The following is a 22648-nucleotide window of genomic DNA, read 5'->3' on the forward strand; positions in this document are numbered from 1 at the left end:
GATTGATGACGGAGTTCTCGCTCGACAGATCCGAAATAGCAGGCGTCGTGCTGGCCGGCGGCCGCTCACAGCGCATGGGCCGCGACAAGGCGAACGTGATTCTCGGGGCCGAAAGCCTGCTGCACCATGTCCTGAGCCGCCTCTCGCAACAGGTCGCCGCCGTCGCCGTCAATGCCGATGCCGCTGCAGAAGATGTGCCCGTCGTGCCCGACCGTCTTCCCGGCAAGGCCGGGCCATTGGCCGGCATTCACGCGGCCATGCTCTATGCCGCCGGCCTTCCCGGGATCACCCATGTCGTCACCGTCTCGGTGGATTGCCCGTTCTTCCCCGCCGACCTCGTCGCCCGGCTGGCAGCAGCGCTCGACCGCCCGTCGCAGATCGCCATCGCGGCCTCCGAAGGCCGCAGCCATCCCGTTTTCGGGCTCTGGCCGGTGACGCTCGCCGCCGATCTCGAAGCCTGGATCGCCAACGACGAGAAACGCCGCGTGCGCGACTTCCTGTTGCGGCATGACGTTACGGAAGTCGCGTTTCCGCTTCATCCGACCCGCGCCAGCCTTCTCGATCCCTTCTTCAACATCAACACGCCGGACGATCTTGTCGAGGCGCAACGCTGGCTGGAGGCCCTTCGCGCATGACCGCACCCAAAATCTTCGGCATCGCCGGCTGGAAGAACTCGGGCAAGACCGGCCTCGCCGTCCGGCTGGTGACGGAGTTTACGCGCCGCGGCTACAGGATCTCGACGATCAAGCATGCCCATCATGATTTCGATATCGACAAGGTCGGCGCCGACAGCTACCGCCACCGCCAGGCCGGCGCCCACGAGGTTACCATCGTTTCCGGCACGCGTTACGCGATCATGCATGAGCTACGCGGCGCGCCCGAACCCGAGTTCGAGGAAATCCTCGCCCGTCTCGCCCCCTGCGATCTCGTTCTGATCGAAGGCTATAAGCGCGAGCCGATCCCGAAGATCGAAGCCCGCCGCCTGGAAGCCGCAAACCGTACGCCGCTCGCGCCTGACGATCCTCACATCGCGGCGATTGCTGCCGATCATCCCGTCACCGATACGGCCCTGCCTGTCTTCAACCTCGACGACACCGCCGCTATTGCCGATTTCATCGCTGAGATTCTCGGTCTTGAGGCCGGCGTTAGCTAGCTCGCTGATTTGAGGGGCATGTCCGTGTCGCTTGCCATCGCCTTGTGAATTTCCCTTGCGAGCTGATCCTGGTTGTACGGCTTTCCCAATCTTGGAAGGTCGACCTCGGCGCCGGCAGGAAGATCGGCATAACCCGTTGCCAGCACGATCGGCAGTGTCGGCCGAATGGTCCGCACCGCCTGGGCAAGCTGCGCGCCGGTCATGCCCGGCATCGAATAGTCAGTAATCATCACGTCGAAATGTCCGCCGGTCCTGATCAGCTCCAGCGCCTGCGAGCCGGAATTTGCTTCGACGACTTCATGGCCGAGATCTTCAAGCATCTCGACCGAACTCATGGCAATTAACGTATCATCGTCGACTAAAAGGATTTTTAGCTTCGATGCGGTTTGCGGGAGAGGCAAATCGGTTTCAGCCGGCTGCTCAGGGCGCCGTTCGGTTGCGGGAAGCCATAATTCGGCAGTCGTTCCCACGCCGAGCTTGCTCGTCAGGCGCAGCGCGCCATTGAGCTGGACGGCAAGGCCGTGAATCATTGAGAGCCCAAGGCCAGTGCCCTTTCCGAGCTCCTTGGTCGAGAAGAAGGGATCGACGGCCTTCTTCAGCGTCTCCGCGTCCATCCCGCTGCCGTTGTCGGTCACGCTGAGGACGAGATAGGGCCCCCCGTCGAGGTCGCCGGCGTCACCTACGACTTGTTCTTCGCGCAGCGAGATCGACAGCACGCCTCCATCCGGCATCGCATCGCGCGCATTGACGGCAAGGTTGAGCAGCGCCAGTTCGACCTGGTTGGCATCGACCAGTGCCGGCTGCAGCCCCGGCAGCAGCCGGGTTTCGATGCTGACTGACGATCCCACCGAGCGACGCAAGAGGTCGTTCATTCCGGATACCAGTTCGACCAGATCGACCGGCTTTACCTGAAGATCCTGCCGTCTGGCGAAAGCCAGCAGACGCTGTGTTAGGGCCGCCCCGCGGCGAGCGCCCTGAACGGCGCCTTCGACCAGCCGCGACGCTTTCCGATCTCCCGTTACATGCTTACCGAGCAGTTCGAGATTGCCGAGAACGACCATCAGCAAATTGTTGAAATCATGCGCGACGCCGCCGGTCAGTTGGCCGATCGCTTCCATTTTCTGCGAATGGCGAAGCTGCTCCTGGGCCTGTTCTCTCTGAGCTACCTCCTCGAGCAAGCTCCGATGGGCAGCATGCACCTCGCCGGTCCGTTCCCTCACCCGCTCTTCGAGGCTCTCATTCAGTCGTCTGAGGTTCTCCTCGGTGGTCTTGCGGGCCGTGGCATCGGAGGAAACGCCGACGAGCTTCTTCGCCGAGCCATATCTGTCGGCATAAAGCTGCGCATGCACCTCCACCCAATGCAGCGATCCATCCGGCCAGATCGTTCTGTGTTCGACCGAATAATCGCGTCCTGTTTCGATCGTCCAATCTAGGTTTGTCTGAACGAGCTCTCGATCATCGCGATGGATGCTCGCAATCAAATCGGGATAAGTGAATTCCTCGTTCGGACCTCGGCCGAAGATCGCCTTGCAGGTATCGGAGGCCGATAATCTCATTGAGAATAGTTCGAGTTCCCATGCACCGAGGCGGCCGGCAGCAAGCGCGCCCTGCAGCCGCCGCTCTCCCTCGCTGAGAGCCTCAAGATGGGCGCGCGCCTGGTACTGTCGCAGCCGTCCCCTCAACGCCGTCCTGGCAATACTGATGAATGATGTGGCGTGAAAAGGTCTCTCCAGGAAGGTAACATTGGCAAGGACCTCGGAAAGCCTGGCAGCAGCTGGATTTCGCTCCGGCCCGCCGCCCCGCGTGGTGAGCACGATGAACGGCAGATCAGACCAGCTCGGCTGAGACGAAATCCAGGCAGCGATCGGCTTCAGATCACTTGAGCGAACAGCCTCCTCCGTCAGGATGCCGAAGGCGACATCGTCATCAAGCAATGCCGCGAACATCGGAAGGTCCTGAGCAGTAACCGCTGTTGCGCCGGCTTCGTTCACCAGGGATGCCGCCACCAGAGCATCGCGTCCGGTCGGTGCGTAGATCAGCGCCTTTGGTTGACCGGAATTAGGAATTGCCGCCATCCCCGCTATCGCGCGACATAAGCGACGCGGTGTCTGAAACAAATTCCGGAACGCCGCGCAGCACTCCCTGAAATCCGACAAGCGGTCCTCCGAATGTCAGGCCCGCCGCGCCGATGCGATATTCCCGGATTGTATCCTCGTGGAATCCGGTCCTCTTCTTGATCACCGATACTGCGCGTCGTACCCTTCCCGCCGCCTCGAAATAGCGCAGCAGAATGACGGTATCGGCAAGATAGGTGACGTCGACCGGCGCCTTCATGTCACCGACCAACCCGTGTTGGGCGACGGTGAGGAAGGTGTTTGCGCCTTGTCTGTTCAAATATTGCAGTAGCTCATGCATGTGGAGGATCAACGAATTCTCATCCGGCATCGAAGCCTGATATCCGTTGATGCTGTCGATGATGACGGTTTTGGCGCCTGACTTGTCGACGCAGTCCCGCACACGATGCGCAAATTCGCCGGGTGACAATTCGGCGGCATCCACTTGCTCGATATGAACAAGGCCAGCGTCCCTCATCGCTTCCAGATCGATTCCAAGCAGCTTCAGCCGCCCGAAAAGCAAGCCAAGCTCTTCATCGAAAATGAAGGCCGCCGCCTTCTCTCCCCGCCCGATCGCTGCGGCAAGGAATTGAAACGAAAAAGTGCTTTTCCCGGTCCCGGCCGGCCCAAGAATGAGCGTACTGGAGCCCCTCTCGAGTCCGCCGCCCAACAGAAGGTCCAGTTCCGCAATATCGCTCGAAACATCGTCACGGGCGTAACTCGTCCTGTGCTCTGATGCAATGAGGCGGGGGAATACGACGACGCCGCCGGTTTGAATGGTGAAATCGTGATAACCACCGCGGAAGGCTTGGCCGCGATATTTTATGACCCTCAGGCGTCGCCGTTCGGAGCCGTAGCCGGGCGCCAGTTCCTCGAGATGGATGACCCCATGTACGACGCTGTGAACCGTCTTGTCGAGGACGTCTGACGTCAGGTCGTCGAGCAGAAGCACGGTCGCCCCCTGCCGGGCGAAGTAATGTTTGAGCGCAAGGATCTGCCGGCGGTAGCGCAGCGAGCTTTGCGCCAGCAGCCTTATCTCCGACAGGCTGTCAAGAACGACACGGCTTGGCCGAACCCTCTCGAACGCGGCGAAAATTTCCTTGGTCGTCTCCCCGAGCTCAAGGTCTGACGAATAAAGCAAGCTCTGCTGCTGGTCGGAATCCAGCAGGCTTTCCGGGGGCACGACCTCAAAGACTTCGATATTGCCATCGATGATCATGCCGTGCGACGCGGCTCCAGCTCGCAATTCGCTCTCGGTTTCCGAGAGCGTGATGTAGAGCCCGCGCTCGCCAAGCCGCGCGCCTTCAATCAGAAACTGCAGTGCAATAGTGGTCTTTCCAGCCCCTGGATTTCCCTCGAGTAGAAACACGTGGCCGGCGGAAAGGCCCCCTGCCAGAATTGTGTCCAAACCGGACACTCCGGTCCGAGCTTTCGCGGCAGGAATAGCAGTATTCATTCATTGTTTCCTTCATTTTCACTTTGAATTAGTGGTGAAGGGTGGAATGTCAAACGGCAGGCGCGCTATGACCTGACACTGCTTCAACGCGCCGCCCACAGGGCTAAATATAAGTCTCTACCCTCGATACCGAAGCGCATCGGCGACGACCACAAAGGCCACCGATGCATGCCAGCCGGAGGGATAATCAAGATGCTACTCGGAAAACGGCGGACACTGGACTTCGAGCACCCGCACCAGTTGCCCGTCCTCAAGATAGGCCTGCACGGCGTCCCAGCTGCAGGCTAGGGTCAACCGCTGAGACGGAAATGGCCGCAATCCGTTGCGGCCGCGTCCTCACCGATAACGTCATTTCCTCGGCGCCGGCGCATTCTCCTGAAAAGCCGGTAACGCCTCCAGCCTGCCGACAATCTCGGCGATGTTCGGCCACCGCGCGAGATCGAACCCCATGCGCCTGGCGCTGATCGCCTGCGGGAAGAGGAATATGTCGGCAATGCCAGGCTGATCGGAGACCGCGAACGCCCCACGCCTGCGGCTGGCAATCATCGTCTCCACAGCGGCCATTCCTTCGCCGACCCAGTGACGGCCCCATGCCGCAATCGAGTCGGCATCAGCTTTGAAGGCGGTTTTGAGATGCAGGCCGATCCGCGGCGGCAGCAGCGCATGGATTTCGGCCGCGATCGCAAGCGCGATGGACCGCGCCTGCGCCCTGTCTTCCGCCGTGTCGGGCAGCAGCGGCGGTTCAGGCTGGATCTCATCGAGATATTCGATGATGGCCAGCGACTGGGTGACGAGGACGCCGCCGTCGGTGAGCAGGGCCGGCACCAGCCCCTGAGGATTGACGCTGCGGTATCCGGCCTGCCGGCTTTCTGCCTCCTCGCCGAGAATGGTGACCGGCAACGCCTCCGCCGTCAGCCCCTTCAGGGCGAGGGCAATCGGACCCTCGATGTCGCCGAGGAAATTTCGTTCTGGTAAAGCTTCATTGTCTTTCTCCCTTATGGTCGCGGAGGAGCGGCAACCCCTCCGCGGAAGACGCGGCCGATGCCGCCGTCACAAGGCCCGCGAGGGGCGAAGGCTCCTGCGAGCGTATGTCGTAAATGCAGGGCGCGGCAAACACCGCCGCTCCCAGAACGCAGACGATCATCAATCTCATGAAATCCTCCAGCGGCGAGGCCCGACAGCCTCGCCCTGTTCCTTCGGCGTCTGCCGGTCAGGCAATGCTCAGCTCCACATGGATATTGCCGCGTGTCGCCTTCGAATAGGGGCAGGTCCGGTGCGCCTCGTCGACAAGCGCCTTCGCGACATCCGCTTCGATGCCGGGCAGTCTGACCTTGAGACGGGCTTGCAGGAAATAGTCGCCCTCCGTCGTTCCGAGATCGACTTCGGCGTTCACAGCCGTATCAGTGGGTAGCCTGATCTTCAGCTTGCCGGCGGCAATGCCGATCGCGCCGATGAAGCAGGCAGACCAGCCTGCGGCGAAGAGCTGTTCGGGATTGGTACCGGGCCGCGCGCTGCCGGGAGGCGAGAGCTTGATGTCGAGCTGCCCGTCATCGCTTTGCGAAGCGCCGTCGCGCCCGCCTGTCGTGCGGGTCTTGCCGGTGTAGAGAACTTTTTCGATCTTTGTCATTGAACACTCCGTATATGGGCGCCGTAAGCGAGGAGATCGCTGCTGCGGCCGGGTTGACGAAGTGAGTTTTGACCGGCCGATATATCCTGCATGTTTCCGAAATCGGCTGAAATGTCACAAAACGTAGCTTCCGGTATCCGAGACATCTTTTCGTACAAACTGCCGGAAAATCCCGGCGTCCAAAATCACCGAAGGGTAACTTCCGCCGCCAGTCCGCCGCCGGGCCGATTGTAGAGCCTGAGCGAGCCGCCGAGCTTCGCCGTCAGCTGCTGGGCGATCGCAAGACCGAGGCCCGTGCCGCCGGTCTCGCGGTTGCGGGATTGCTCGAGCCGGAAGAACGGCTGCATGGCGGCTTCCAGCATATCGTCTGGAATTCCGGGCCCGCGATCCATGACCGATATGACGACATGCCTTTCCGCGTCGTGCCCGACGCTGATCTCGGCGGAGCCCGCAAACTTCAGGGCGTTGTCGATGAAGTTCGACAGTATCCGGCGCAGGGCATGCGGTCTGGTGAAGGCGGCGCCCTCAACCAGCCCAGCGACCGTGACGGTCTTTCCGGTGTCCTGATAGTCGTAGGCTATGCTGTCGATAAAAGAGGCGAGATCGATGCGGGCATTCTTTTCGCCGCTCCCGTGAGCGCTGCGCGCATAGGCGATGCCGTCCTGGACGAGGCGCTGGATCTCGGCAAGGTCGCGCACTAGCTTCTCCTTCTCGGGCGAATCCTCCGCCATGTCGGCCCGCAGCCGCATGCGAGTGATCGGTGTCTGCAGGTCATGCGAGATCGCCGCCAGGATCTGCACACGCTCCTCGAGGTAGTGGGCGATCCTCTCCCGCATCGCATTGAACGCCCTCGCCGCATGCGCGACTTCGCTCGGCCCCGCCTCGCTCAAACCGGGACCGTTCTTGTCGGGGTCGAGGGCATCGGCGGCCGCGGCAAGCTCGCCGAGCGGCCGGATCGCCTGGCGGACAGCAAACCAGGTACAGAGGACGAGCAGCGCCATCTGGACGGCAAAGACATAGGGTAGCCATTCCGCAATCGGCATGACGCCCCTTGGCGTCACATCGATGGTGAGCGGGCTGCCGTCGCTCAGCGTCAGATGTGCCTGCAGCCGGTTGACTTCGCCCGGTATCCGTTCAATGCGGATCGGGAAGCGGTGCCCGACGGCCGCCTCTATCTTTCCTGCGATCTCCCTGCCCTTGCTGGAGGCGTCGGGCACGCCGGCCAAACCGGGCCCGAGTTCGAAACGATAGTTGCCGCGGCTCAGCCAGTCCACAAGGTCACCGCGCTCGGTTGCCGGGAGCCGGTCGAGAACGGCAATCGATGTTGCAACATCGTTCTCCAGCGTGCCGAGCATTACCGCCTTGGCCGACATGTAGCGCTCCATGTAGAGAACGCTGAAGGAAAGCCCGTAGGCGAAGGCCAGGCCGATCAGCAGGATGAGAAAAATCCTCGATCGCAGTGTTCTCGGCCACATCAGGCCCGGCAGCATGGCGATCGCACTCCTCATTGGCGCGGCTCCGAAATTTCGACCGGAACCGAGAAGACATAGCCTTCGCTGCGCACCGTCTTGATGTAGGTCGGCTCGCGCGCATCGTCTCCCAGCCGCTGCCGCAGGCGGCTGACCAACAGATCGATCGAGCGATCGAAGAGCTCGGCGTCGCGCCCCTGCGTCAGGCTCAGAAGCTGATCGCGGTTGAGCACCCGCTGCGGATGGTCGATGAAGACACGCAGCAGGCGGTATTCGGCGCCGCTCAGCGCAATCGCCGTTCCTTCCTTATCCAGGAGGTGGCGCGCAACCGTATCGAGCCGCCAGTCGCCGAAGGTCAGCAATTGTCCCGCCTCGCTGATCTGCAGGTTGGGCGGCAGCATGCGCGTGCGCCGCAGCACCGCCTTGATGCGCGCGAGAAGCTCGCGGGCGGCAAAAGGCTTGGCGAGATAGTCGTCGGCGCCCATCTCCAGCCCGAGGATCCTGTCCATCTCGTCGGTGCGGGCCGTCAGCATCAGGATCGGGATCGCCTTGTGCCGCCCGCCGCGCAGTTCGCGGCACAGCACCAGACCGTCATCGCCCGGCATCATCACGTCGAGCACGATCAGATCGACGGCATTGGCGTCCAGAAAACTGCGCATCTGGCGCCCGTCCGCGGCAACACTGGTCCTGAGGCCATTCTTCTGCAGATAGCCCGAGACCAGCTCGCGGATTTCACGATCGTCGTCGACGATCAGGATGTGATCGACATGATCCATATTTGCTTATTCCTCAACGATATGGCCGCGCCCGCCGCCTCGGCCATGATGCCGAAGCGACAGACGCGACCTACGCATATTCCGCCGGTCGGAGCAACGAGGCTCTGCGGCTTGATGCCGCCTCTAAGCATGTCGCGCAAAAGTGTGCTGCGGTTTTGCGTTGACGACATGCGAGAAAATAAAGACCTAAAGCGCGGGAAGCGAATCTGACAGATCGCGAAGTGCTTTAGAAGCGATCGACGTCGATCAAGGCTTGCGCAAAGGCCTGCGGCGCCTCCTGCGGCAGGTTGTGGCCGATGCCGCCACCGATCGTGCGATGCTCGTATCTGCCGGAGAACTTTGCGGCATAGGCGGAGGGCTCCGGATGCGGCGCTCCGTTTGCATCACCCTCCATGGTGATCGTCGGCACCGAAATCATCGGCAAAGCGGCCAGCTTCTTCTCATAGGCGTCGTACTTGGCCTCGCCTTCGACAAGCCCCAGGCGCCAGCGATAATTGTGAATGACGATGTCGACATGGTCGGGATTGTCGAAGGCGGCGGCGGATCTGTCGAAGGTCGCATCGTCGAAATTCCACTTCGGCGAGGCCGTCTGCCAGATGAGCTTTGCGAAATCATGGGTGTTGCTGGCATAGCCCAGACGGCCGCGTTCGGTGGCGAAATAGAACTGGTACCACCAGGCAAGTTCGGCCTTCGGCGGAAGCGGCTTCTCGTTGGCTGCCTGGCTGCCGATCAGGTAGCCGCTGACCGATACCATCGCCTTGCACCGCTCCGGCCAGAGCGCGGCCATGATATTGGCTGTCCGCCCGCCCCAGTCGTAGCCGGCAATTACCGCCTTCTCGATCTTGAGCGCATCGAGCAGGGCGATCATATCGGCGGCGAGCGCCGAAGGCTGGCCGTTGCGCGGGGTCTTGTCGTCGAGGAAACGTGTCGTGCCGTAGCCGCGCAGGTAAGGAATGATCACCCGGTAGCCGGCCGAGGCAAGCAGCGGCGCGACGTCGACGAAACTATAGATGTCATAGGGCCAGCCGTGCAGCAGCAGGACAACAGGACCATCCGCCTTCCCGGCTTCGGCATAGCCGATATCGAGCACGTCGGTCTTGATCTGCTTCAGCGCTTCGAAGGACGTATGGGTTCCGGCCTTCACATCAGGCAAGGACGCGGGCGAAGCCGGCGACGGCTGGGCAGAGACCGCGCCTGCTACGCCGAATTCGACTGCCGCAAGGGCGATGGCTGTCATGCCGAAGAAGCGGCGGCGGTGGTGGTCGATTTGCTCGGACATCGGTCTCTCCTGTCGAATGGATCACGGTGCTCAGAAGACGTTCGGCTTGTATCGCCCGTATGTCGCAAAGGCGCGGTTTTTGAATACGAATGTAGACTCCGCCCTGTCAGATACACTCTGATACAATTGCGTTGACTGCGCAGAGCATCGCGGGTCCGCCTCGACTATATTGCCGCCGCCTCTGCGGATGAGGCAGTATGTATTCTTTTGTATCGCTCCTGCCCCAGCGCAATAGTTCGGTACATTTTCCCGCCAAACCAGACACATCGGAGATACCTCCGCCCGGCTACATCGCGCCGTTGCTGGTTCAGGCCCATCGCCGTCCAGAGTCCGATCAATCGGTTTCAGAGGAAACGATGATGACACTTCTGATCATTGCCTATCTCGGAGGCGTGCTGACCATCCTCAGCCCCTGCATCCTCCCCATCCTCCCCTTCGTCTTCGCCCGCGCCGGCCAGCCCTTCGTCAAAAGCACGCTGCCGATGCTGGCCGGCATGGCCGCCACTTTCGCGCTCGTTGCCACCCTTGCCGCGGTCGGCGGCAGCTGGGCCATCCGCGCCAATGAATATGGCCGGCTTGCCGCGATTGTCCTGCTTGCTCTCTTCGGCGTGAGCCTGCTTTCGCCGCGCTTTGCCAGCACCCTTGCCCGTCCGATCGTCGATCTGGGAAATAACCTCGTAAACGCCAGCGGCAGCGGACGCACGGCGCCGACGGTCAGGAGCGCCCTCGTTCTCGGCGTCGCCACCGGACTGCTCTGGGCGCCTTGCGCCGGGCCGATCCTCGGCCTCGTGCTGACGGGTGCTGCCTTGCAGGGCGCCAACCTTGAGACCAGCTTCCTGCTCGCTGCCTATGCAGCCGGTGCCGCGACCTCCCTTGCCGTCGCCTTGTCGGTCGGCGGAAAGATATTCACCGCCATGAAGCGTTCGCTCGGCCTGGGCGACCGCATTCGCCAGGTGCTCGGCGCTGCTGTGCTCGCCGGTGTCGCTATCATCGCCCTCGGCCTCGACACCAGCCTGCTGTCCCGCCTCTCCTATGCCAGCACTGCATCTCTGGAACAGGCCGTGCTCGACCGGCTGCATGCAAAGGAGCTCGCCGCTGCACCCTCCGAACTCGCAAGCAACGACGCGACGATCGTCGCGGCCGATGCGAAGAAGCCTTTCCGCAGCGATCTGCCGGTCGAGGGTTATGCGCCCTCGCTCAACGGCGCAGTCGAATGGCTGAACTCCAAGCCCCTGACCACCGAAGAGCTGCCTGGCAAGGTCGTTCTCGTCGACTTCTGGACCTATTCCTGCATCAACTGCATTCGCACGATCCCCTACACCAAGGCCTGGGCGGAAAAATATGCCGATCAAGGTCTCGTAGTGATCGGCGTCCACGCCCCGGAATTCGCTTTCGAAAAGAAGATCGACAACGTCAAAAGCGCAATCGATGACTTCAAGATCGGCTATCCCGTTGCCGTCGACAACGACTACAAGATCTGGCGCGCCTTCGAGAACAGCTACTGGCCAGCCGCCTACCTGATCGATGCCAAGGGCCAGATCCGCTACCACCACTTCGGCGAAGGCAATTACGGCAGGACCGAGAAGGCCATTCAGGACCTGCTGCGCGAAGCCGGAAGTGAAATGACCGCCAGCGCGCCGGTCACCCCCGATGCAAAGGGCGTGGAAGCCGGTCCCGATCTCGGCAACATCCGCTCCGGCGAGACCTATCTCGGCTACGAGCAGGCGACGAACTTCAGCTCACCCGAGGGGCTGCAGGCAGATGCTCCGCAGAACTACTCGATCAGCAAGCCGAGCCTCAATGGCTGGGGCCTGTCGGGAACCTGGACCGTTGGTAAGGATCAGGCAACGCTCGATCAGGCAGGCGGTGGCATCACCTATCGCTTCAGCGCCCGTGACCTGCATCTGGTTCTCGGACCCGGCGATGAAGCTAAACCGGTCCGTTTCCAGGTGAAGATCGACGGCAAGTCTCCGGGCCCGGACCACGGCTCCGACATCGATGCCGACGGCAACGGCGCGGTCACCGCGACGCGTCTTTACCAGCTCGTGCGGCAGTCGGGCACCGTCGCTGCCCGCAACTTCGAGATCCGCTTCCTCGATCCCGGCGTCCAGGCCTACGCCTTCACGTTCGGCTGACCCGACACCGTTCCATTTCAAGACCTTCAACATCGACCACAAGGAGTAAACCCATGAACAAGCATCTGACTTTCATCGCAGCCCTTGCCTTTGCCACCGCCGGGATCGCATTTGCAGCCGAGGCTGCCTCGGTCAAGAACATCGTGATCGTCCACGGCGCGCTGGCCGACGGCTCGGGCTGGCGCAAGGCGACAGAGATCCTCGAAAGGCGCGGCTTCAACGTCACAATCGTCCAGGAACCCCTCACCTCTCTCGAAGACGACGTAGCGGCGACGAAACGGGTTCTCGACCTCCAGGAAGGACCGTCCCTGCTCATCGGCCACAGCTATGGCGGCATGGTGATCACCGAGGCCGGCAACGATCCTCATGTCGCCGGCCTCGTCTATGTCGCCGCGTTCCAGCCCGACCAGGGCGAAAGCCTGCTGAGCCTCGCCAGCTCGAAGCCGGCCGGCAGCATGGACATCAAGGAGACGAAGGATGGCAAATACCTCTATCTCGACCCCGCGGCTTTTGCGGCGGATTTCGCAGCCGACCTTCCGAAAGCCGAGACCGATTTCCTGGCAAAGTCGCAAGTCCTCGCCTCAAAGCAAGCCTTCGCAGCCAAGATCGCGGAACCCGCATGGCGCACGAAGCCCAGCTGGTCGATTGTCGCCACCGAGGACCGCTCCATCAACCCCGAACTGGAGCGTGATATGGCCAAACGCGCCGGCAGCGAAGTGACGGAGATCAAGTCCAGCCACGCCGTCTTCGCATCCCAACCGGAAAAAGTTGCCGACGTCATCGAAAAGGCGGCCAGAAAAGCCGGCGAGTAGAACCGGCAGTATGGGGCGGCAGGTGCTCGAAGCCCGCATGCCGTCCCTATCCAACTTTTGTCCCCATAGAGTGTGGGACAGCCAGTCCAGTTTGCCCCTCTCGACGAATGGAGAGGGGCAACATCGTTTACTGTTTGGCGGCTACCGGACGAACCAGCGGCGTGACGCGGCGGATGGTGACGCGGCGGTTTTCCTGCTCCGGGTCTGATGTATTGACCTTCAAGTAGCGCTCGCCATAGCCCTGCGTTGCCAGGTTTTCCGGCGCGATGCCGTAGACGTCGGTGAGCACGTTGGCGACCGATTCCGCCCGCTGGTCGGAAAGGATCAGGTTGCTCTGGTCGGAGCCGACCGCATCCGTATGGCCTTCAATCAGGAAAGTCTCGCTCGGATCCTTTTCGAGCACCTGGTTGATTGCGTCGGCAACCTTGCGCAGCGTGCGTGCCTGCGTCATCGGGATCTCGGCGCTGCCGGTGGCGAAGGTGATCGTATCGAGGTCGATGCGGCGCACCTTGTCGCGAATACGAGCGGAGTACTTCACCTCGTCAAGCGAATAGACCCGCTCCACCTGCTCGACCGGCGGCTCGCTGAGGAACTCGTAATAGTCCCGGTCAGGATCGCTGCTGGTGTCGATGATATAGTCGTTGAGCGGGACACGCAGCCGCATTGGCGGCAGATCAGCGCCCGGGTCGTCGAAATAGCCGCGATCAGGATCCTCGTAGAGATCAGGTGAGTAGTAGAGCACGTATTCGCGCCCGCGGGCATCGACGCGCGACCGCTGGATGATGTCGCCGTAGCGGTTGCGAATGGTGACGATACGATAGCCTTCCGGCCGCGTGATGGTCTCGCGATAGCGATTGTCCGGGAGCTCTTCATAGATCGGTCGTTCACCGTCGCGCAGGAACCGTCTGTCGTCGTCGCTGCGCACGATCACCTGGTTGTTGTATTGGATGATCACCCGGTTATCGTCGGTTTGGTCGTCGATGCGCGCTCCCTCGGGACGGGCAAATTGCGGCCGCGTGTCGAGCCTCGTGCCCTTCTCGCTGGTGACTGCCTCGAGCTTTATCGCCGGCGCAGCAGCAGCTGCAGCGGCCTGCGCATCGGCATCCGAGGTCGGCACCTTCACCTCCTGGCTCTCGGCGCGCAGCTTGTCGCGATCACGGCGGCTTTCGCGGCCCTTGCTGCGATCGGCATCCTTGTCGCTGTCAAGCACGGCGGCACCGTTCTCGACCGGCAGCACGACGGTCTCGTTGCTCTTGGCCGGATCCGCGGCAATCTTCTTGCGGCGCTCCAGTTCCTCGGGAGAAACCTTTTCCGGTGCCGGAAGCGCCTGCTCGACCTGCTGGCCGCCGCTGGAATCCGGCGCCGGCTGGGCAGTGTCGGTGCTGGGCGCGACCGTTGGTGCCTCGGAAGGTTTTTCGGCCGTGCCTTCCATCGGCTTTTCAACGGGCGCGGCCTCAGGTGCGGCAGCCTTGTCTTCGGTTGGCTTATCTCCCGGCGCTGTGGCCTCGCCCTTTGCCGGCTTCTTCTCGGCCGGCGCCTCGGCTGTCGGTTTTACCTCGGGTTTTGCTTCGGGCTTGGCCTGCTCCTCGGCCGGCGTTACCGCCTCAGGGGCGGCGGTCTCGGCCTTGCCCTTGCCTTTGTCCTTGCCTTGGGCCCTCTCCTGACGTTGCTTGCCCTCCGGCTTGGCTTCAGGCTCAGCCTGTTCCACCTGCGGCTGAGCTTCCTTGGCGGCCGGCTGCTGTTCGGGCTCCGGCTGAGCTTCCGGCTCGGCCTGCTGTACCTGAGGCTTCTTGGGCTTCTTCGGCTTTTCCTGCGTCACCGGCTGCTGCTCTTCCTGCTGCGGCTGGGCCTCGGGCTCTACTTCGGACTGAGCCTCCTGCTTGGCTTTGCGCTGGGGTTTGCTTTCGGCCTTCGGTGCGGGCTCCTCCCTTGGCGCTTCTGCCTTCGACGGTTCCGGCGCTGCCTTCGGCTCGGGCGCCGGGGCCTCCTTCTGCTCGGCCTTCCTCGGCTTTTCGGCAGGTTCTTCCTTCTGCTGCTCGGCTGCCGGCGCCTGTTCGGCCGGGGCCTCCTTCTTTTCCTTGCGCTTCTTCTTCAGCAGTTCCTCTTCCGACGGCGCGTCCTGCGCCACTTCGAAACTGCCTTGTTCCGCCTGCTGCACGGCCGCGGCCGGCGTCGCGACGTCGCGGACGGCAGCCATCGTCGTGGCGGGCTGGAGAGCCAGCGATAGGGAAAGCAGCGGGAAAGCTGCACTCGCAAACAATCTAGATTTCTTGCCCATCGGGTTTCCTCGATCCTGTTTGAGCTTCCTGAAGGCCGACAGGCCTTGCTTCGCCCCTAGCTTCGCAATGAGGCGAAACGGCGAATTGGCAAAGCGCCAAGTCGCCGATTTGTTCCGGTTCTAGGAAGCCCTTGATTAACCTCCCGTGAATGTTGCGGTCTGCTTTCGTTCATCTCGCCTGTTATTTGCACCGCACAATTGCGCGGGAATTTGTGTTGCAATTTCATGAAAAAAAGTCTGATTATCGCCGCAAGGCGGTGTCGACACCGTTGAATTGCGGTCGCGAGTCCAAGAGAAAAACAGACAGCGGCCACCAACAGAGAGGATCCTCATGTTTAACTCCACCCGCATCTTCGCGGCAGCCTCGATCGCGGCAATGTCGCTCTTTGCCGGCTCGGCCATGGCCGAAGGCGAAAAATACGTGATCGGCACCGATTCGACCTATCCGCCCTTCGAATTCGTCGACGCCAGCGGCACGATCCAGGGCTTCGACATCGATATCGCCAAGGCGCTCTGTGCCGAGATGAAGGCTGAATGCAGCTTCGTCAGTACCGATTGGGACGGCATCATTCCGGCGCTCAACGCCAAGAAATTCGACATGATCGTCTCTTCCATGTCGATTACGCCGGAACGCCTGAAGCTCGTCGACTTCTCCAATAAGTACTACAACACCCCGCCGGCCATCGCCGTCCCGAAGGATTCCAAGATCACCGACGTTGCTGGCCTCAAGGGCAAGGTGATCGGCGCGCAGACCTCGACGACGCACGCCAACTACGCCGAGAAGCACCTTGCCGACACCGAGCTGAAGCTCTATCCGACCGCTGACGAATACAAGCTCGACGTTTCCAGCGGCCGTGTCGACGCCGTCATCGACGATGTCGTGGTTCTCTCCGAATGGGTCAAGTCCGACGCCGGCGCCTGCTGCAAGATCCTGACAACCTTGCCGGTCGACAAGGAAATCAACGGCGAAGGCGCAGGCATCGCCATCCGTAAGGGTGATCCGCTGAAGGAAAAGCTGAACACCGCGATCGCAGCGATCCGCGCCAACGGCGAGTACAAGAAGATCCAGGACAAGTACTTCGATTTCGACGTTTACGGCGACTGAGAAATTCGGTATCTGGCCGATCAAGCGAATGGCGGAAGGCTTGCTCTTCCGCCATTTTTGTTTGACAAAGGTGGCAAGATCAAAACGGCAAAAGCCGTGAGGGGAATTCTCGCATGGGCGGATTATTTTCCGCGCTTGGCTCCTTCTGGAGCTCACTTGTGCACATTTTCGATCCGCTGTGCGGACCCGTCGGCATCTTCACCTGGTTTGGTCAGTCGACGATTCTTGCCTGCGGCGATACTGGCTGGGGCGACGAAATCGCTCTCGGCTTGCAGGTTACCGTTTCGGTGGCAATCGTCACCCTGCCGATCGGGCTCGTGATCGGTTTCCTCGTGGCGCTGGGCCAACAGTCGGAGGAGAAGCCGCTGCGGCTGGCCGCCGGCATCTACACGACGATCTTCCGCGGCCTGCCGGAGCTTTTGACGCTCTTCATCATCTATTATGGCATGCAGATGCTGATCCAGTCCCTTCTGGAGCTTGCCGGCTATGTCGGACCGCCGATCGAGATCAACGCTTTTCTCGCCGGCGTGATCGCGCTGTCGGTCGTCTTCTCCGCCTACTGTTCGGAAGTGCTGCTCTCGGCTTTCCGCGCCATACCCAAGGGCCAGTATGAGGCGGGAGACTCGCTCGGCCTGCATCGCGGCCGCACGCTGCGGCTCATCATCCTGCCGCAGCTTGTGCGAATCGCACTCCCCGGCCTGACGAACCTCTGGATGGTGCTGCTGAAGGACACGTCCTATGTCTCGATTATCAGTCTTGCCGACATCCTGCGCCAGACGAGCGTCGCCGTGCGGGTGACCAAGGAACCCTTCTTCTTCTATGGCATCGCCTGCTGTCTCTATCTGGTGCTCGCCATCCTCTCTTCGTTCCTGCTCGTCCGCATCGACCGCTGGGCCAAACGTTCCGAGGTCCGCCGATGAGCTATGCCGAAACCTTGATCCCGCCGCAGCCCGCCCCTCGAGAGGTGGCAAAGCCGATGACCGCGACCCGCCTCAGCGGCTATATCCTCGTTGCCTTCTGGGCGCTGCTCGCAACGCTGCTGATCTTTACCGTCGTCAATGGCTGGGATCCTGAAAAGTTTACCCGCTATGGGCCGCGTTATCTGCACGGTCTCTGGGTGACGCTGAGCCTTGTCGCCATCTCCGTCGTCTGCGGCGCCATCCTGTCGCTGCCTCTCGCCATGGCGCGGCTGTCGAAGAACCGGGCGCTCAACTGGTTCGCCTATTGCTATATTTATTTCTTTCGCGGCACGCCGCTGCTTGCGCAGCTCTTTCTGGTCTATTACGGCCTCGGCGTTTTCCGTCCGCAGCTGGAAGCCATCGGCATCTGGTGGTTCTTCCGCGAGGCCTGGTATTGCGGCCTCTTCGCCATGACCATCAATACGGCCGCCTATCAGGCGGAAATCCTGCGCGGCGCAATCGAGAGCGTGCCGCACGGCCAGCACGAGGCGGCCGCCGCACTTGGCATTCACAAGGCCATTGCTTTCCGCAAGATCATCCTGCCGCAAGCCTTCATCGTGGCGCTGCGCCCTTATGGCAACGAGATTATCCTTCTGATCAAGGGCTCGGCAGTCGTTGCCATCATCACCGTGCTCGATCTGATGGGCGAAACCCGCTACGCCTTCTCCCGCACCTTCGACTACCAGACCTATCTCTGGGCGGCGATCTTCTATCTCGCCATCGTCGAGGCGCTGCGCCATCTCTGGGCGTGGATCGAGCGTCGGCTGACCCGCCATCTCAAGCGCTGACGGCGCTGGCAGCACTCTTCGACCCGTGCTGCCAAGCCATTGATATTAAAAATAAATTGTCCTTTCCCAAAGTATCTGTAAAGTTTCCGTTAACCACTCGCATGTTTCCATATCACGTAGCGCTAATAAGCGCGCGAGTGGGAACGAGAAGAAGCGGAATAAAATGCACACGGACATGGAAAGACAATTGCAAGGTTACGGCCTGACGACCGCCCAGATCCTCTACCGACTGCCGGACCACCCGACGATCCTGCAGACCTACGTCTGGCAGGATTACGATCTCGCCCCGGATTTTCCCGAGATGCGCGGCTTCCTGAGATTCTGGCAGGAGAAGCTCGACGGACCGCTGCATTCGGTGCGCTACGTCCACCGCAAGCTGATCTCGGCAAGCGAATGGCGGGCGCTGAGGGGTGAGCTCATCCTGCACTGATCAGACATGCGCCTCGCCACGGCCGAACTCGCCCTCGTCACGATCCGGACGCAGTGCAAAACAGAGAATGCCGAGATAGAAGGCGACGACCGCAGCAATGACCGCAAGGCCGGGCATCGGCCCGAGCACCGCGTTGTCGACAACATAGGCCCATGAATGCGCCTGCAGCGCCGGCGCGCCCTCCGTCTGCAGCTTCGGCGTCGAGATCTTCAGGCACCAGGCAAGCAGCAGGATGAAGTACATCCAGCCGTAATTGCGCTTGAGACGGCGATGCATCGCCTCACCATAACTCAGCAGGAATCGCGGATGGCGCAGGCTGCCGGCGATCACCGAGGCCCATTCCCTGCCGCTATTGGGGTCGGGCGCCAGAATCTGTGCGAAATAGCAACGCTCGATCTGGCGGATGCGGGCGCGGTAAATGTCGAAGAATCGATAGCGCCGCGCCTCTATCATCAGAAGCAATGTAATCAGCATCATCCCGAACACCAGCACGCCGTGATGCGAGGTCGGCGTCGACAGGGACACTGAGAGCAGTGCCGCCACCACGGTGATCGCCCAATTGGACGTCCGGTCGATGCGATCGCGCCAGCTCGTCATGCGTCCGAGTTCGCCACGGTAATAATGGATGAGCGTATTGGTGGTCTCACCTGGCGTACCCGGCAGCAGCGACATCCGCACATCCTCTCTTTCCCTTATCGTTGATATCCTGTCCTGCTCCGTCTCCATAATTTTCCTCCCTTCGTCTCCCTTTCGGCTGCCTCTCATAGGGCGCCCGACCATTCTGCGCCTGCAGCCACGCCATTGCAAAAGATTGAAAGCCGCCTTAGAGCCGTGCCTTGAACAGAAGGATGGTGACCGCGATGGCAAAGAAGATCGATGAAGAAGCTCTTGCCGAGGCCTATAACCGCGCACTGGCGCTGGAAAAGGCCGGTGATGTCGACGCGGCCGTGGCGGCCTATCAGGAAGTATTGGCGATCGACCCGGACGACCACGGCGGAGCCGCCGTCCGCATCGCCGCCATGGGCCGCGGTGAAACGCCGGCCAAGGCGCCGGACGCCTATATCGAGACCTTGTTCGACCAGCATGCCGAGGTCTTCGAGGATGTGCTCGTCGAGCAGCTTGGCTATCACGTGCCGATGCTGGTGCGCCAGCGCCTGCAGCATTTGAAGCTCGGACCGTTCAAGCGGCTGCTCGATCTCGGCTGCGGCACGGGTCTGACCGGCGGCGCCCTGCGCGACCTGTGCGAAGATATGACCGGCATCGACATATCGGAAAAGATGGTCGAGATTGCCCATGAGAAGGATCTTTATGAAACGCTTTTCGTCGCCGAGGTCGAGGATTTCCTCGAGGACAATGACGAGGAAGCCTTCGACATCATTACTGCAACCGACGTCCTGCCCTATCTCGGCGCGCTCGAACCGTTGTTCTTCGGTGCCGCCGAGAATCTGACGGCGGGCGGCCTCTTCATCTTCTCCTCCGAAACCCTCCCGGCAGAAATTCTCGCCGGCCGCGCCTTCATGGTCGGACCGCACCAGCGCTTCGCCCACGCCGACGCCTATGTGAGAGAACGGCTGACCGCCACCGGTTTCGAGCTTGTCGAGATATCGGATATCAACGTGCGCATGGAAGAGGGACAGCCGACGCCCGGCCATTTGGTCATCGCCAGATACATCGGCTGACGGAATACTTGCATGATCGGCGAAGTATCTATTGCGTGATGCGCAGCAACCTGTTACTTAGTCGATCGGTAAAGTTTTTCCGAATTGGAAAGGTCGCCCCATGTCGCTCGTGCTTTATGGGCATCCGCTCGCCTCCTTCTGCCACAAAGTGTTGATTGCGCTTTACGAAAACGACACCCCCTTCGAGAACCGTCTCGTCGATCTTTCCGACGAGACCTCACGCGCCGATCTCTTTCGGTTCTGGCCAATCGGCAAGATGCCGCTGCTGCGTGACGAGGCCCGCGACAGCACCATCCCCGAAACCTCGATCATCATCGAATATCTCGATCATTATTATCCCGGTCCCGCACCCTTGCTGCCGCAGGAAATCGACCGGGCGCTGCAGGTCCGTCTCTGGGACCGTTTCTTCGACCACTACATCCAGGTGCCAATGCAGACACTGGTCAGCAATCGCCGGCGCCCCGAAGGCAAGGCGGACGAAATCGAAATTGCCTCTTCCCGGGAGACGCTCGCCACGGCCTACGCAATGATCGAAAAGCAGTTGGGCGGCAGCCCATGGATAACCGGCGGGGCCTTCACCATGGCGGACTGCGCCGCAGCCCCTTCTCTCTTCTACGCCGAGACGCTAGTTCCCTTTTCACCCGATCAGCCGAGACTGCGCGCCTATTACGAGCGGCTGCTGGCGCGCCCGTCCTTCGCCAGGGCATTGGAGGAGGCTCGTCCTTATTTCAAGTTTTACCCTTACCATGACAGGCTGCCCGCCGGCTTCCGGGATGCAGCGGGATGATCGACGGCCAGGCGGATCTCGACCGCATGTTCCATGCGCTTTCCGACCGCAGCCGCCGCGGTATGATCGACCGCCTCGGCCGCGGCCCGGCCTCCGTCACCGAACTGGCGGCGCCGCTCGCCGTAGCCCTGCCGACGGTGATGAAACATCTGCAGGTGTTGGAAGACAGCGGCCTCGTATTCTCCGAAAAATCCGGTCGGGTGCGGACCTACCGCCTGCAGCAGGATGCGCTTGCCGCTGTCGAGCGCTGGGTGGAACAGCGAAAGAGCCGCTGGACCACCACCTTCGACAGGCTGGACCAATTTCTCGCCGATGAGCCGGAGACCCTCCCCGAATGACGACACGATCCGCAGAACACGCCACCCTCGTCATCGAACGCCACCTGAAGGCGCCCGTCGCCCGGGTCTTCCGCGCCTGGTCGATGCCGGAATCCAAGCGCCAGTGGTTTGCCTGCCACGGCGATTGGGTGCCGCTGGAATACGGCCTGGATTTCCGCCCCGGCGGACTGGAGAGGAATTATGTCGGCGATACGGACGGACTCCTGCACGCCTATGACGCCCGTTACATTGACATCGTGCCCGATGCGCGGATCATCTACGCTTATGAGATGAAGCTCGGCGAAGCCCGCATCTCGGTCTCACTCGCCACCGTCGCCTTCGAAGTCGAACCCGGCGGCACAAAGATGGTCTTTACCGAACAAGCGGTGTTCCTTGACGGCTATGCCGACAACGGCGCCCGTCTTCAGGGCACCGAAATCGGCCTCGACAATCTTGAACTCTTTCTCGAGCGCGAGACAAGCCCGATCCATTAGCAAGTTTCAGATATTGAATCACTTTTTAGAACGAGAGGCCTTGGCTGACATGTTCAACGCGGCGGCGGCGCGAACGAGCGCCTTCAATGCCTCCTCGTCGATCTTGTCGCTCTCGTGGATATCGATGGCGCGCCGAGTGTTGCCTTCGAGGCTGGAGTTGAAGAGCCCCGAAGGATCCTCCAGCGCGGCACCCCTGGCAAACGTCAGTTTCACCACCGTCTTATAGGTCTCGCCGGTGCAGATGATGCCGCTGCGCTCCCAGACCGGAACCCCTCGCCAATTCCATTCCTCGACAACGTCAGGCTCGGCCTGCCTGATCAGCGCCCGGACCCGCGCAAGCGTCTCGCCGCGCCAATCCTTGAGCTCCTCGATCCTCGCATCGATCAGCTGGGAGGGCGAGGTTTGTTCGGCCTCCTGCCCGGACCCGCTCTTCTTCATGCTTGCCGCTTTCGTCATGCTTGGCGCTTTCTTCATGCTTGCCTCTCTTCATCGGCCCTGATGTCGATGACATCGCTGCGGTCACATCCGCTCCCCGGGCAATCGGCTGGCCTGCTCCACCCAGGCGGTGAGTTGGGCTTCATCGATGTCGTCGTCCTCGCGGATGTCGAGGTAACGCACGTCTTTCTGCTTGGACGCGCCCGGCGGCGGAGGATCGAGCAGGGCGCCGCAGAAGAAGGCCACCTTGACGTATTTCGTGAAACAATGGACGCCAAGGAACCAGCCCTGCCCTTCGATGCCGTAGAAGGGAGAATTCCATTTGACGGCCTTGGATACGCCGGGCACCGTGTCGGTGATTATCCCATCGAGGCGACGCCCGATCTCGCTTTTCCAGCCGGGCATCGCCGCGATATAGGCTTGCACGGGCGCGTCGCCATAGCCTTTGGCGATCTGCGGGTTGCCACCCGACAGCAGCTTCGGCATCGCGGCCGGTTCGGCGGCCGGCTTGCTTTCCACCTTGGCCGCCGTCTTGGATTTCTTCTCCGCCATCGC

General features: G+C 61.5%; 22 protein-coding genes and 1 pseudogene. 12 read left to right on the forward strand and 11 right to left on the reverse strand.

Annotated elements, in window-relative coordinates; genetic code table 11:
• Positions 1-5: 5 nt before the first annotated feature.
• A complete protein-coding gene (gene mobA, locus N2597_RS10695) occupies positions 6-635 on the forward strand; it encodes a molybdenum cofactor guanylyltransferase MobA (RefSeq protein WP_077989279.1) in 630 nt (209 codons plus the stop codon).
• Entirely contained in the window at positions 632-1153 is a 522-nt protein-coding gene (gene mobB, locus N2597_RS10700; protein ID WP_096761844.1) for a molybdopterin-guanine dinucleotide biosynthesis protein B, read from the forward strand. The genes mobA and mobB overlap by 4 nt, the downstream gene beginning before the upstream one ends.
• On the opposite strand, the gene N2597_RS10705 is transcribed toward mobB, so the two are convergent.
• From N2597_RS10705 to N2597_RS10740, 7 genes and pseudogenes are all read right to left on the reverse strand, one after another.
• Positions 1150-3228, reverse strand: a complete 2079-nt coding sequence (locus N2597_RS10705) for an ATP-binding protein (RefSeq protein ID WP_183597583.1) — start codon at positions 3226-3228, stop codon at positions 1150-1152. The genes mobB and N2597_RS10705 overlap by 4 nt on opposite strands.
• On the reverse strand, positions 3212-4723 hold the full coding sequence (locus tag N2597_RS10710; RefSeq protein ID WP_096769457.1) for an ATPase domain-containing protein: 1512 nt from the start codon (positions 4721-4723) through the stop codon (positions 3212-3214). Before N2597_RS10710 ends, N2597_RS10705 begins: the two co-directional genes overlap by 17 nt.
• Before the next feature lie 348 nt (positions 4724-5071).
• A pseudogene (gene maiA, locus N2597_RS10720) lies at positions 5072-5706 on the reverse strand (maleylacetoacetate isomerase).
• Between the two features lie 227 nt (positions 5707-5933).
• Positions 5934-6350: an organic hydroperoxide resistance protein gene (locus N2597_RS10725; RefSeq protein WP_009993038.1), complete on the reverse strand. Its 417-nt coding sequence runs from the start codon at positions 6348-6350 to the stop codon at positions 5934-5936.
• Between the two features lie 185 nt (positions 6351-6535).
• Positions 6536-7858 carry an ATP-binding protein gene (locus N2597_RS10730; protein WP_096769455.1) on the reverse strand — a complete coding sequence of 441 codons (1323 nt, stop codon included), beginning with the start codon at positions 7856-7858 and terminating at the stop codon, positions 6536-6538.
• Positions 7855-8595: a response regulator gene (locus tag N2597_RS10735; RefSeq protein WP_077989283.1), complete on the reverse strand. Its 741-nt coding sequence runs from the start codon at positions 8593-8595 to the stop codon at positions 7855-7857. The genes N2597_RS10730 and N2597_RS10735 overlap by 4 nt, the downstream gene beginning before the upstream one ends.
• A 226-nt stretch (positions 8596-8821) precedes the next feature.
• Entirely contained in the window at positions 8822-9874 is a 1053-nt protein-coding gene (locus N2597_RS10740) for an alpha/beta fold hydrolase (protein ID WP_183597581.1), read from the reverse strand.
• A 359-nt stretch (positions 9875-10233) separates the two neighbouring features.
• Here N2597_RS10740 and N2597_RS10745 point away from each other — a divergent pair, with 359 nt between their 5' ends.
• Positions 10234-12009, forward strand: coding sequence for a cytochrome c biogenesis protein DipZ (locus N2597_RS10745; protein ID WP_183597579.1), 1776 nt, complete (start codon positions 10234-10236; stop codon positions 12007-12009).
• A 53-nt stretch (positions 12010-12062) separates the two neighbouring features.
• Positions 12063-12821, forward strand: a complete 759-nt coding sequence (locus N2597_RS10750; RefSeq protein WP_183597577.1) for an alpha/beta hydrolase — start codon at positions 12063-12065, stop codon at positions 12819-12821.
• A gap of 127 nt (positions 12822-12948) precedes the next feature.
• Here N2597_RS10750 and N2597_RS10755 read toward each other — a convergent pair whose 3' ends face one another.
• Positions 12949-15099, reverse strand: a complete 2151-nt coding sequence (locus tag N2597_RS10755; RefSeq protein ID WP_096761850.1) for an OmpA family protein — start codon at positions 15097-15099, stop codon at positions 12949-12951.
• 331 nt (positions 15100-15430) lie between these two features.
• Between N2597_RS10755 and N2597_RS10760 the strand changes: the two genes are divergently transcribed.
• The 4 genes from N2597_RS10760 to N2597_RS10775 all read left to right on the forward strand — a co-directional run bounded on the left by N2597_RS10760 (position 15431) and on the right by N2597_RS10775 (position 18381).
• Positions 15431-16204 (forward strand): transporter substrate-binding domain-containing protein, encoded by a 774-nt coding sequence (locus tag N2597_RS10760; RefSeq protein ID WP_038689394.1) that lies wholly within the window; start codon positions 15431-15433, stop codon positions 16202-16204.
• 113 nt (positions 16205-16317) lie between these two features.
• Positions 16318-17124 carry an ABC transporter permease gene (locus N2597_RS10765; protein ID WP_038689396.1) on the forward strand — a complete coding sequence of 269 codons (807 nt, stop codon included), beginning with the start codon at positions 16318-16320 and terminating at the stop codon, positions 17122-17124.
• The gene (locus N2597_RS10770) at positions 17121-17951 is read left to right on the forward strand and encodes an ABC transporter permease (RefSeq protein ID WP_009993147.1); all 831 of its coding nucleotides are present in this window, start codon (positions 17121-17123) and stop codon (positions 17949-17951) included. Before N2597_RS10765 ends, N2597_RS10770 begins: the two co-directional genes overlap by 4 nt.
• A 163-nt stretch (positions 17952-18114) precedes the next feature.
• Positions 18115-18381 carry an usg protein gene (locus N2597_RS10775; protein ID WP_010056865.1) on the forward strand — a complete coding sequence of 89 codons (267 nt, stop codon included), beginning with the start codon at positions 18115-18117 and terminating at the stop codon, positions 18379-18381.
• On the opposite strand, the gene N2597_RS10780 is transcribed toward N2597_RS10775, so the two are convergent.
• A complete protein-coding gene (locus tag N2597_RS10780; protein WP_077989288.1) occupies positions 18382-19107 on the reverse strand; it encodes a DUF2270 domain-containing protein in 726 nt (241 codons plus the stop codon).
• Positions 19108-19241: 134 nt separating this feature from the next.
• On the opposite strand from N2597_RS10780, the gene N2597_RS10785 reads away from it, so the two are divergent.
• From N2597_RS10785 to N2597_RS10800, 4 genes are all read left to right on the forward strand, one after another.
• Positions 19242-20060, forward strand: coding sequence for a class I SAM-dependent DNA methyltransferase (locus N2597_RS10785; RefSeq protein WP_106796228.1), 819 nt, complete (start codon positions 19242-19244; stop codon positions 20058-20060).
• Between the two features lie 100 nt (positions 20061-20160).
• Positions 20161-20847 (forward strand): glutathione S-transferase family protein, encoded by a 687-nt coding sequence (locus tag N2597_RS10790; RefSeq protein WP_077989289.1) that lies wholly within the window; start codon positions 20161-20163, stop codon positions 20845-20847.
• Positions 20844-21185: an ArsR/SmtB family transcription factor gene (locus N2597_RS10795; RefSeq protein WP_038689404.1), complete on the forward strand. Its 342-nt coding sequence runs from the start codon at positions 20844-20846 to the stop codon at positions 21183-21185. The genes N2597_RS10790 and N2597_RS10795 overlap by 4 nt, the downstream gene beginning before the upstream one ends.
• Positions 21182-21658: an SRPBCC family protein gene (locus N2597_RS10800; protein ID WP_009993742.1), complete on the forward strand. Its 477-nt coding sequence runs from the start codon at positions 21182-21184 to the stop codon at positions 21656-21658. The genes N2597_RS10795 and N2597_RS10800 overlap by 4 nt, the downstream gene beginning before the upstream one ends.
• 18 nt (positions 21659-21676) lie before the next feature.
• Here the strand turns inward: N2597_RS10800 and N2597_RS10805 are convergent, their stop codons facing one another.
• Together N2597_RS10805 and N2597_RS10810 are read right to left on the reverse strand one after the other, a co-directional pair.
• Complete coding sequence (locus tag N2597_RS10805; protein ID WP_406549658.1) at positions 21677-22114, reverse strand: DUF1801 domain-containing protein; 438 nt, start codon at positions 22112-22114, stop codon at positions 21677-21679.
• A gap of 63 nt (positions 22115-22177) precedes the next feature.
• Positions 22178-22645, reverse strand: a complete 468-nt coding sequence (locus tag N2597_RS10810) for a DUF1801 domain-containing protein (protein ID WP_086156458.1) — start codon at positions 22643-22645, stop codon at positions 22178-22180.
• Positions 22646-22648: the final 3 nt, after the last annotated feature.

The organism is Rhizobium sophoriradicis (assembly GCF_025200795.1).
In the GTDB taxonomy this organism is placed as follows: domain Bacteria; phylum Pseudomonadota; class Alphaproteobacteria; order Rhizobiales; family Rhizobiaceae; genus Rhizobium; species Rhizobium sophoriradicis.

Bases quoted from the DNA above. Each gene is read 5' to 3' on its own strand.
- mobA (WP_077989279.1), top strand. From the start codon at position 6: ATGACGGAGTTCTCGCTCGACAGATCCGAAATAGCAGGCGTCGTGCTG.
- mobB (WP_096761844.1), top strand. From the start codon at position 632: ATGACCGCACCCAAAATCTTCGGCATCGCCGGCTGGAAGAACTCGGGC.
- N2597_RS10705 (WP_183597583.1), bottom strand. From the start codon at position 3,228: ATGGCGGCAATTCCTAATTCCGGTCAACCAAAGGCGCTGATCTACGCA.
- N2597_RS10710 (WP_096769457.1), bottom strand. From the start codon at position 4,723: ATGAATACTGCTATTCCTGCCGCGAAAGCTCGGACCGGAGTGTCCGGT.
- N2597_RS10725 (WP_009993038.1), bottom strand. From the start codon at position 6,350: ATGACAAAGATCGAAAAAGTTCTCTACACCGGCAAGACCCGCACGACA.
- N2597_RS10730 (WP_096769455.1), bottom strand. From the start codon at position 7,858: ATGAGGAGTGCGATCGCCATGCTGCCGGGCCTGATGTGGCCGAGAACA.
- N2597_RS10735 (WP_077989283.1), bottom strand. From the start codon at position 8,595: ATGGATCATGTCGATCACATCCTGATCGTCGACGACGATCGTGAAATC.
- N2597_RS10740 (WP_183597581.1), bottom strand. From the start codon at position 9,874: ATGTCCGAGCAAATCGACCACCACCGCCGCCGCTTCTTCGGCATGACA.
- N2597_RS10745 (WP_183597579.1), top strand. From the start codon at position 10,234: ATGACACTTCTGATCATTGCCTATCTCGGAGGCGTGCTGACCATCCTC.
- N2597_RS10750 (WP_183597577.1), top strand. From the start codon at position 12,063: ATGAACAAGCATCTGACTTTCATCGCAGCCCTTGCCTTTGCCACCGCC.
- N2597_RS10755 (WP_096761850.1), bottom strand. From the start codon at position 15,099: ATGGGCAAGAAATCTAGATTGTTTGCGAGTGCAGCTTTCCCGCTGCTT.
- N2597_RS10760 (WP_038689394.1), top strand. From the start codon at position 15,431: ATGTTTAACTCCACCCGCATCTTCGCGGCAGCCTCGATCGCGGCAATG.
- N2597_RS10765 (WP_038689396.1), top strand. From the start codon at position 16,318: ATGGGCGGATTATTTTCCGCGCTTGGCTCCTTCTGGAGCTCACTTGTG.
- N2597_RS10770 (WP_009993147.1), top strand. From the start codon at position 17,121: ATGAGCTATGCCGAAACCTTGATCCCGCCGCAGCCCGCCCCTCGAGAG.
- N2597_RS10775 (WP_010056865.1), top strand. From the start codon at position 18,115: ATGCACACGGACATGGAAAGACAATTGCAAGGTTACGGCCTGACGACC.
- N2597_RS10780 (WP_077989288.1), bottom strand. From the start codon at position 19,107: ATGGAGACGGAGCAGGACAGGATATCAACGATAAGGGAAAGAGAGGAT.
- N2597_RS10785 (WP_106796228.1), top strand. From the start codon at position 19,242: ATGGCAAAGAAGATCGATGAAGAAGCTCTTGCCGAGGCCTATAACCGC.
- N2597_RS10790 (WP_077989289.1), top strand. From the start codon at position 20,161: ATGTCGCTCGTGCTTTATGGGCATCCGCTCGCCTCCTTCTGCCACAAA.
- N2597_RS10795 (WP_038689404.1), top strand. From the start codon at position 20,844: ATGATCGACGGCCAGGCGGATCTCGACCGCATGTTCCATGCGCTTTCC.
- N2597_RS10800 (WP_009993742.1), top strand. From the start codon at position 21,182: ATGACGACACGATCCGCAGAACACGCCACCCTCGTCATCGAACGCCAC.
- N2597_RS10805 (WP_406549658.1), bottom strand. From the start codon at position 22,114: ATGACGAAAGCGGCAAGCATGAAGAAGAGCGGGTCCGGGCAGGAGGCC.
- N2597_RS10810 (WP_086156458.1), bottom strand. From the start codon at position 22,645: ATGGCGGAGAAGAAATCCAAGACGGCGGCCAAGGTGGAAAGCAAGCCG.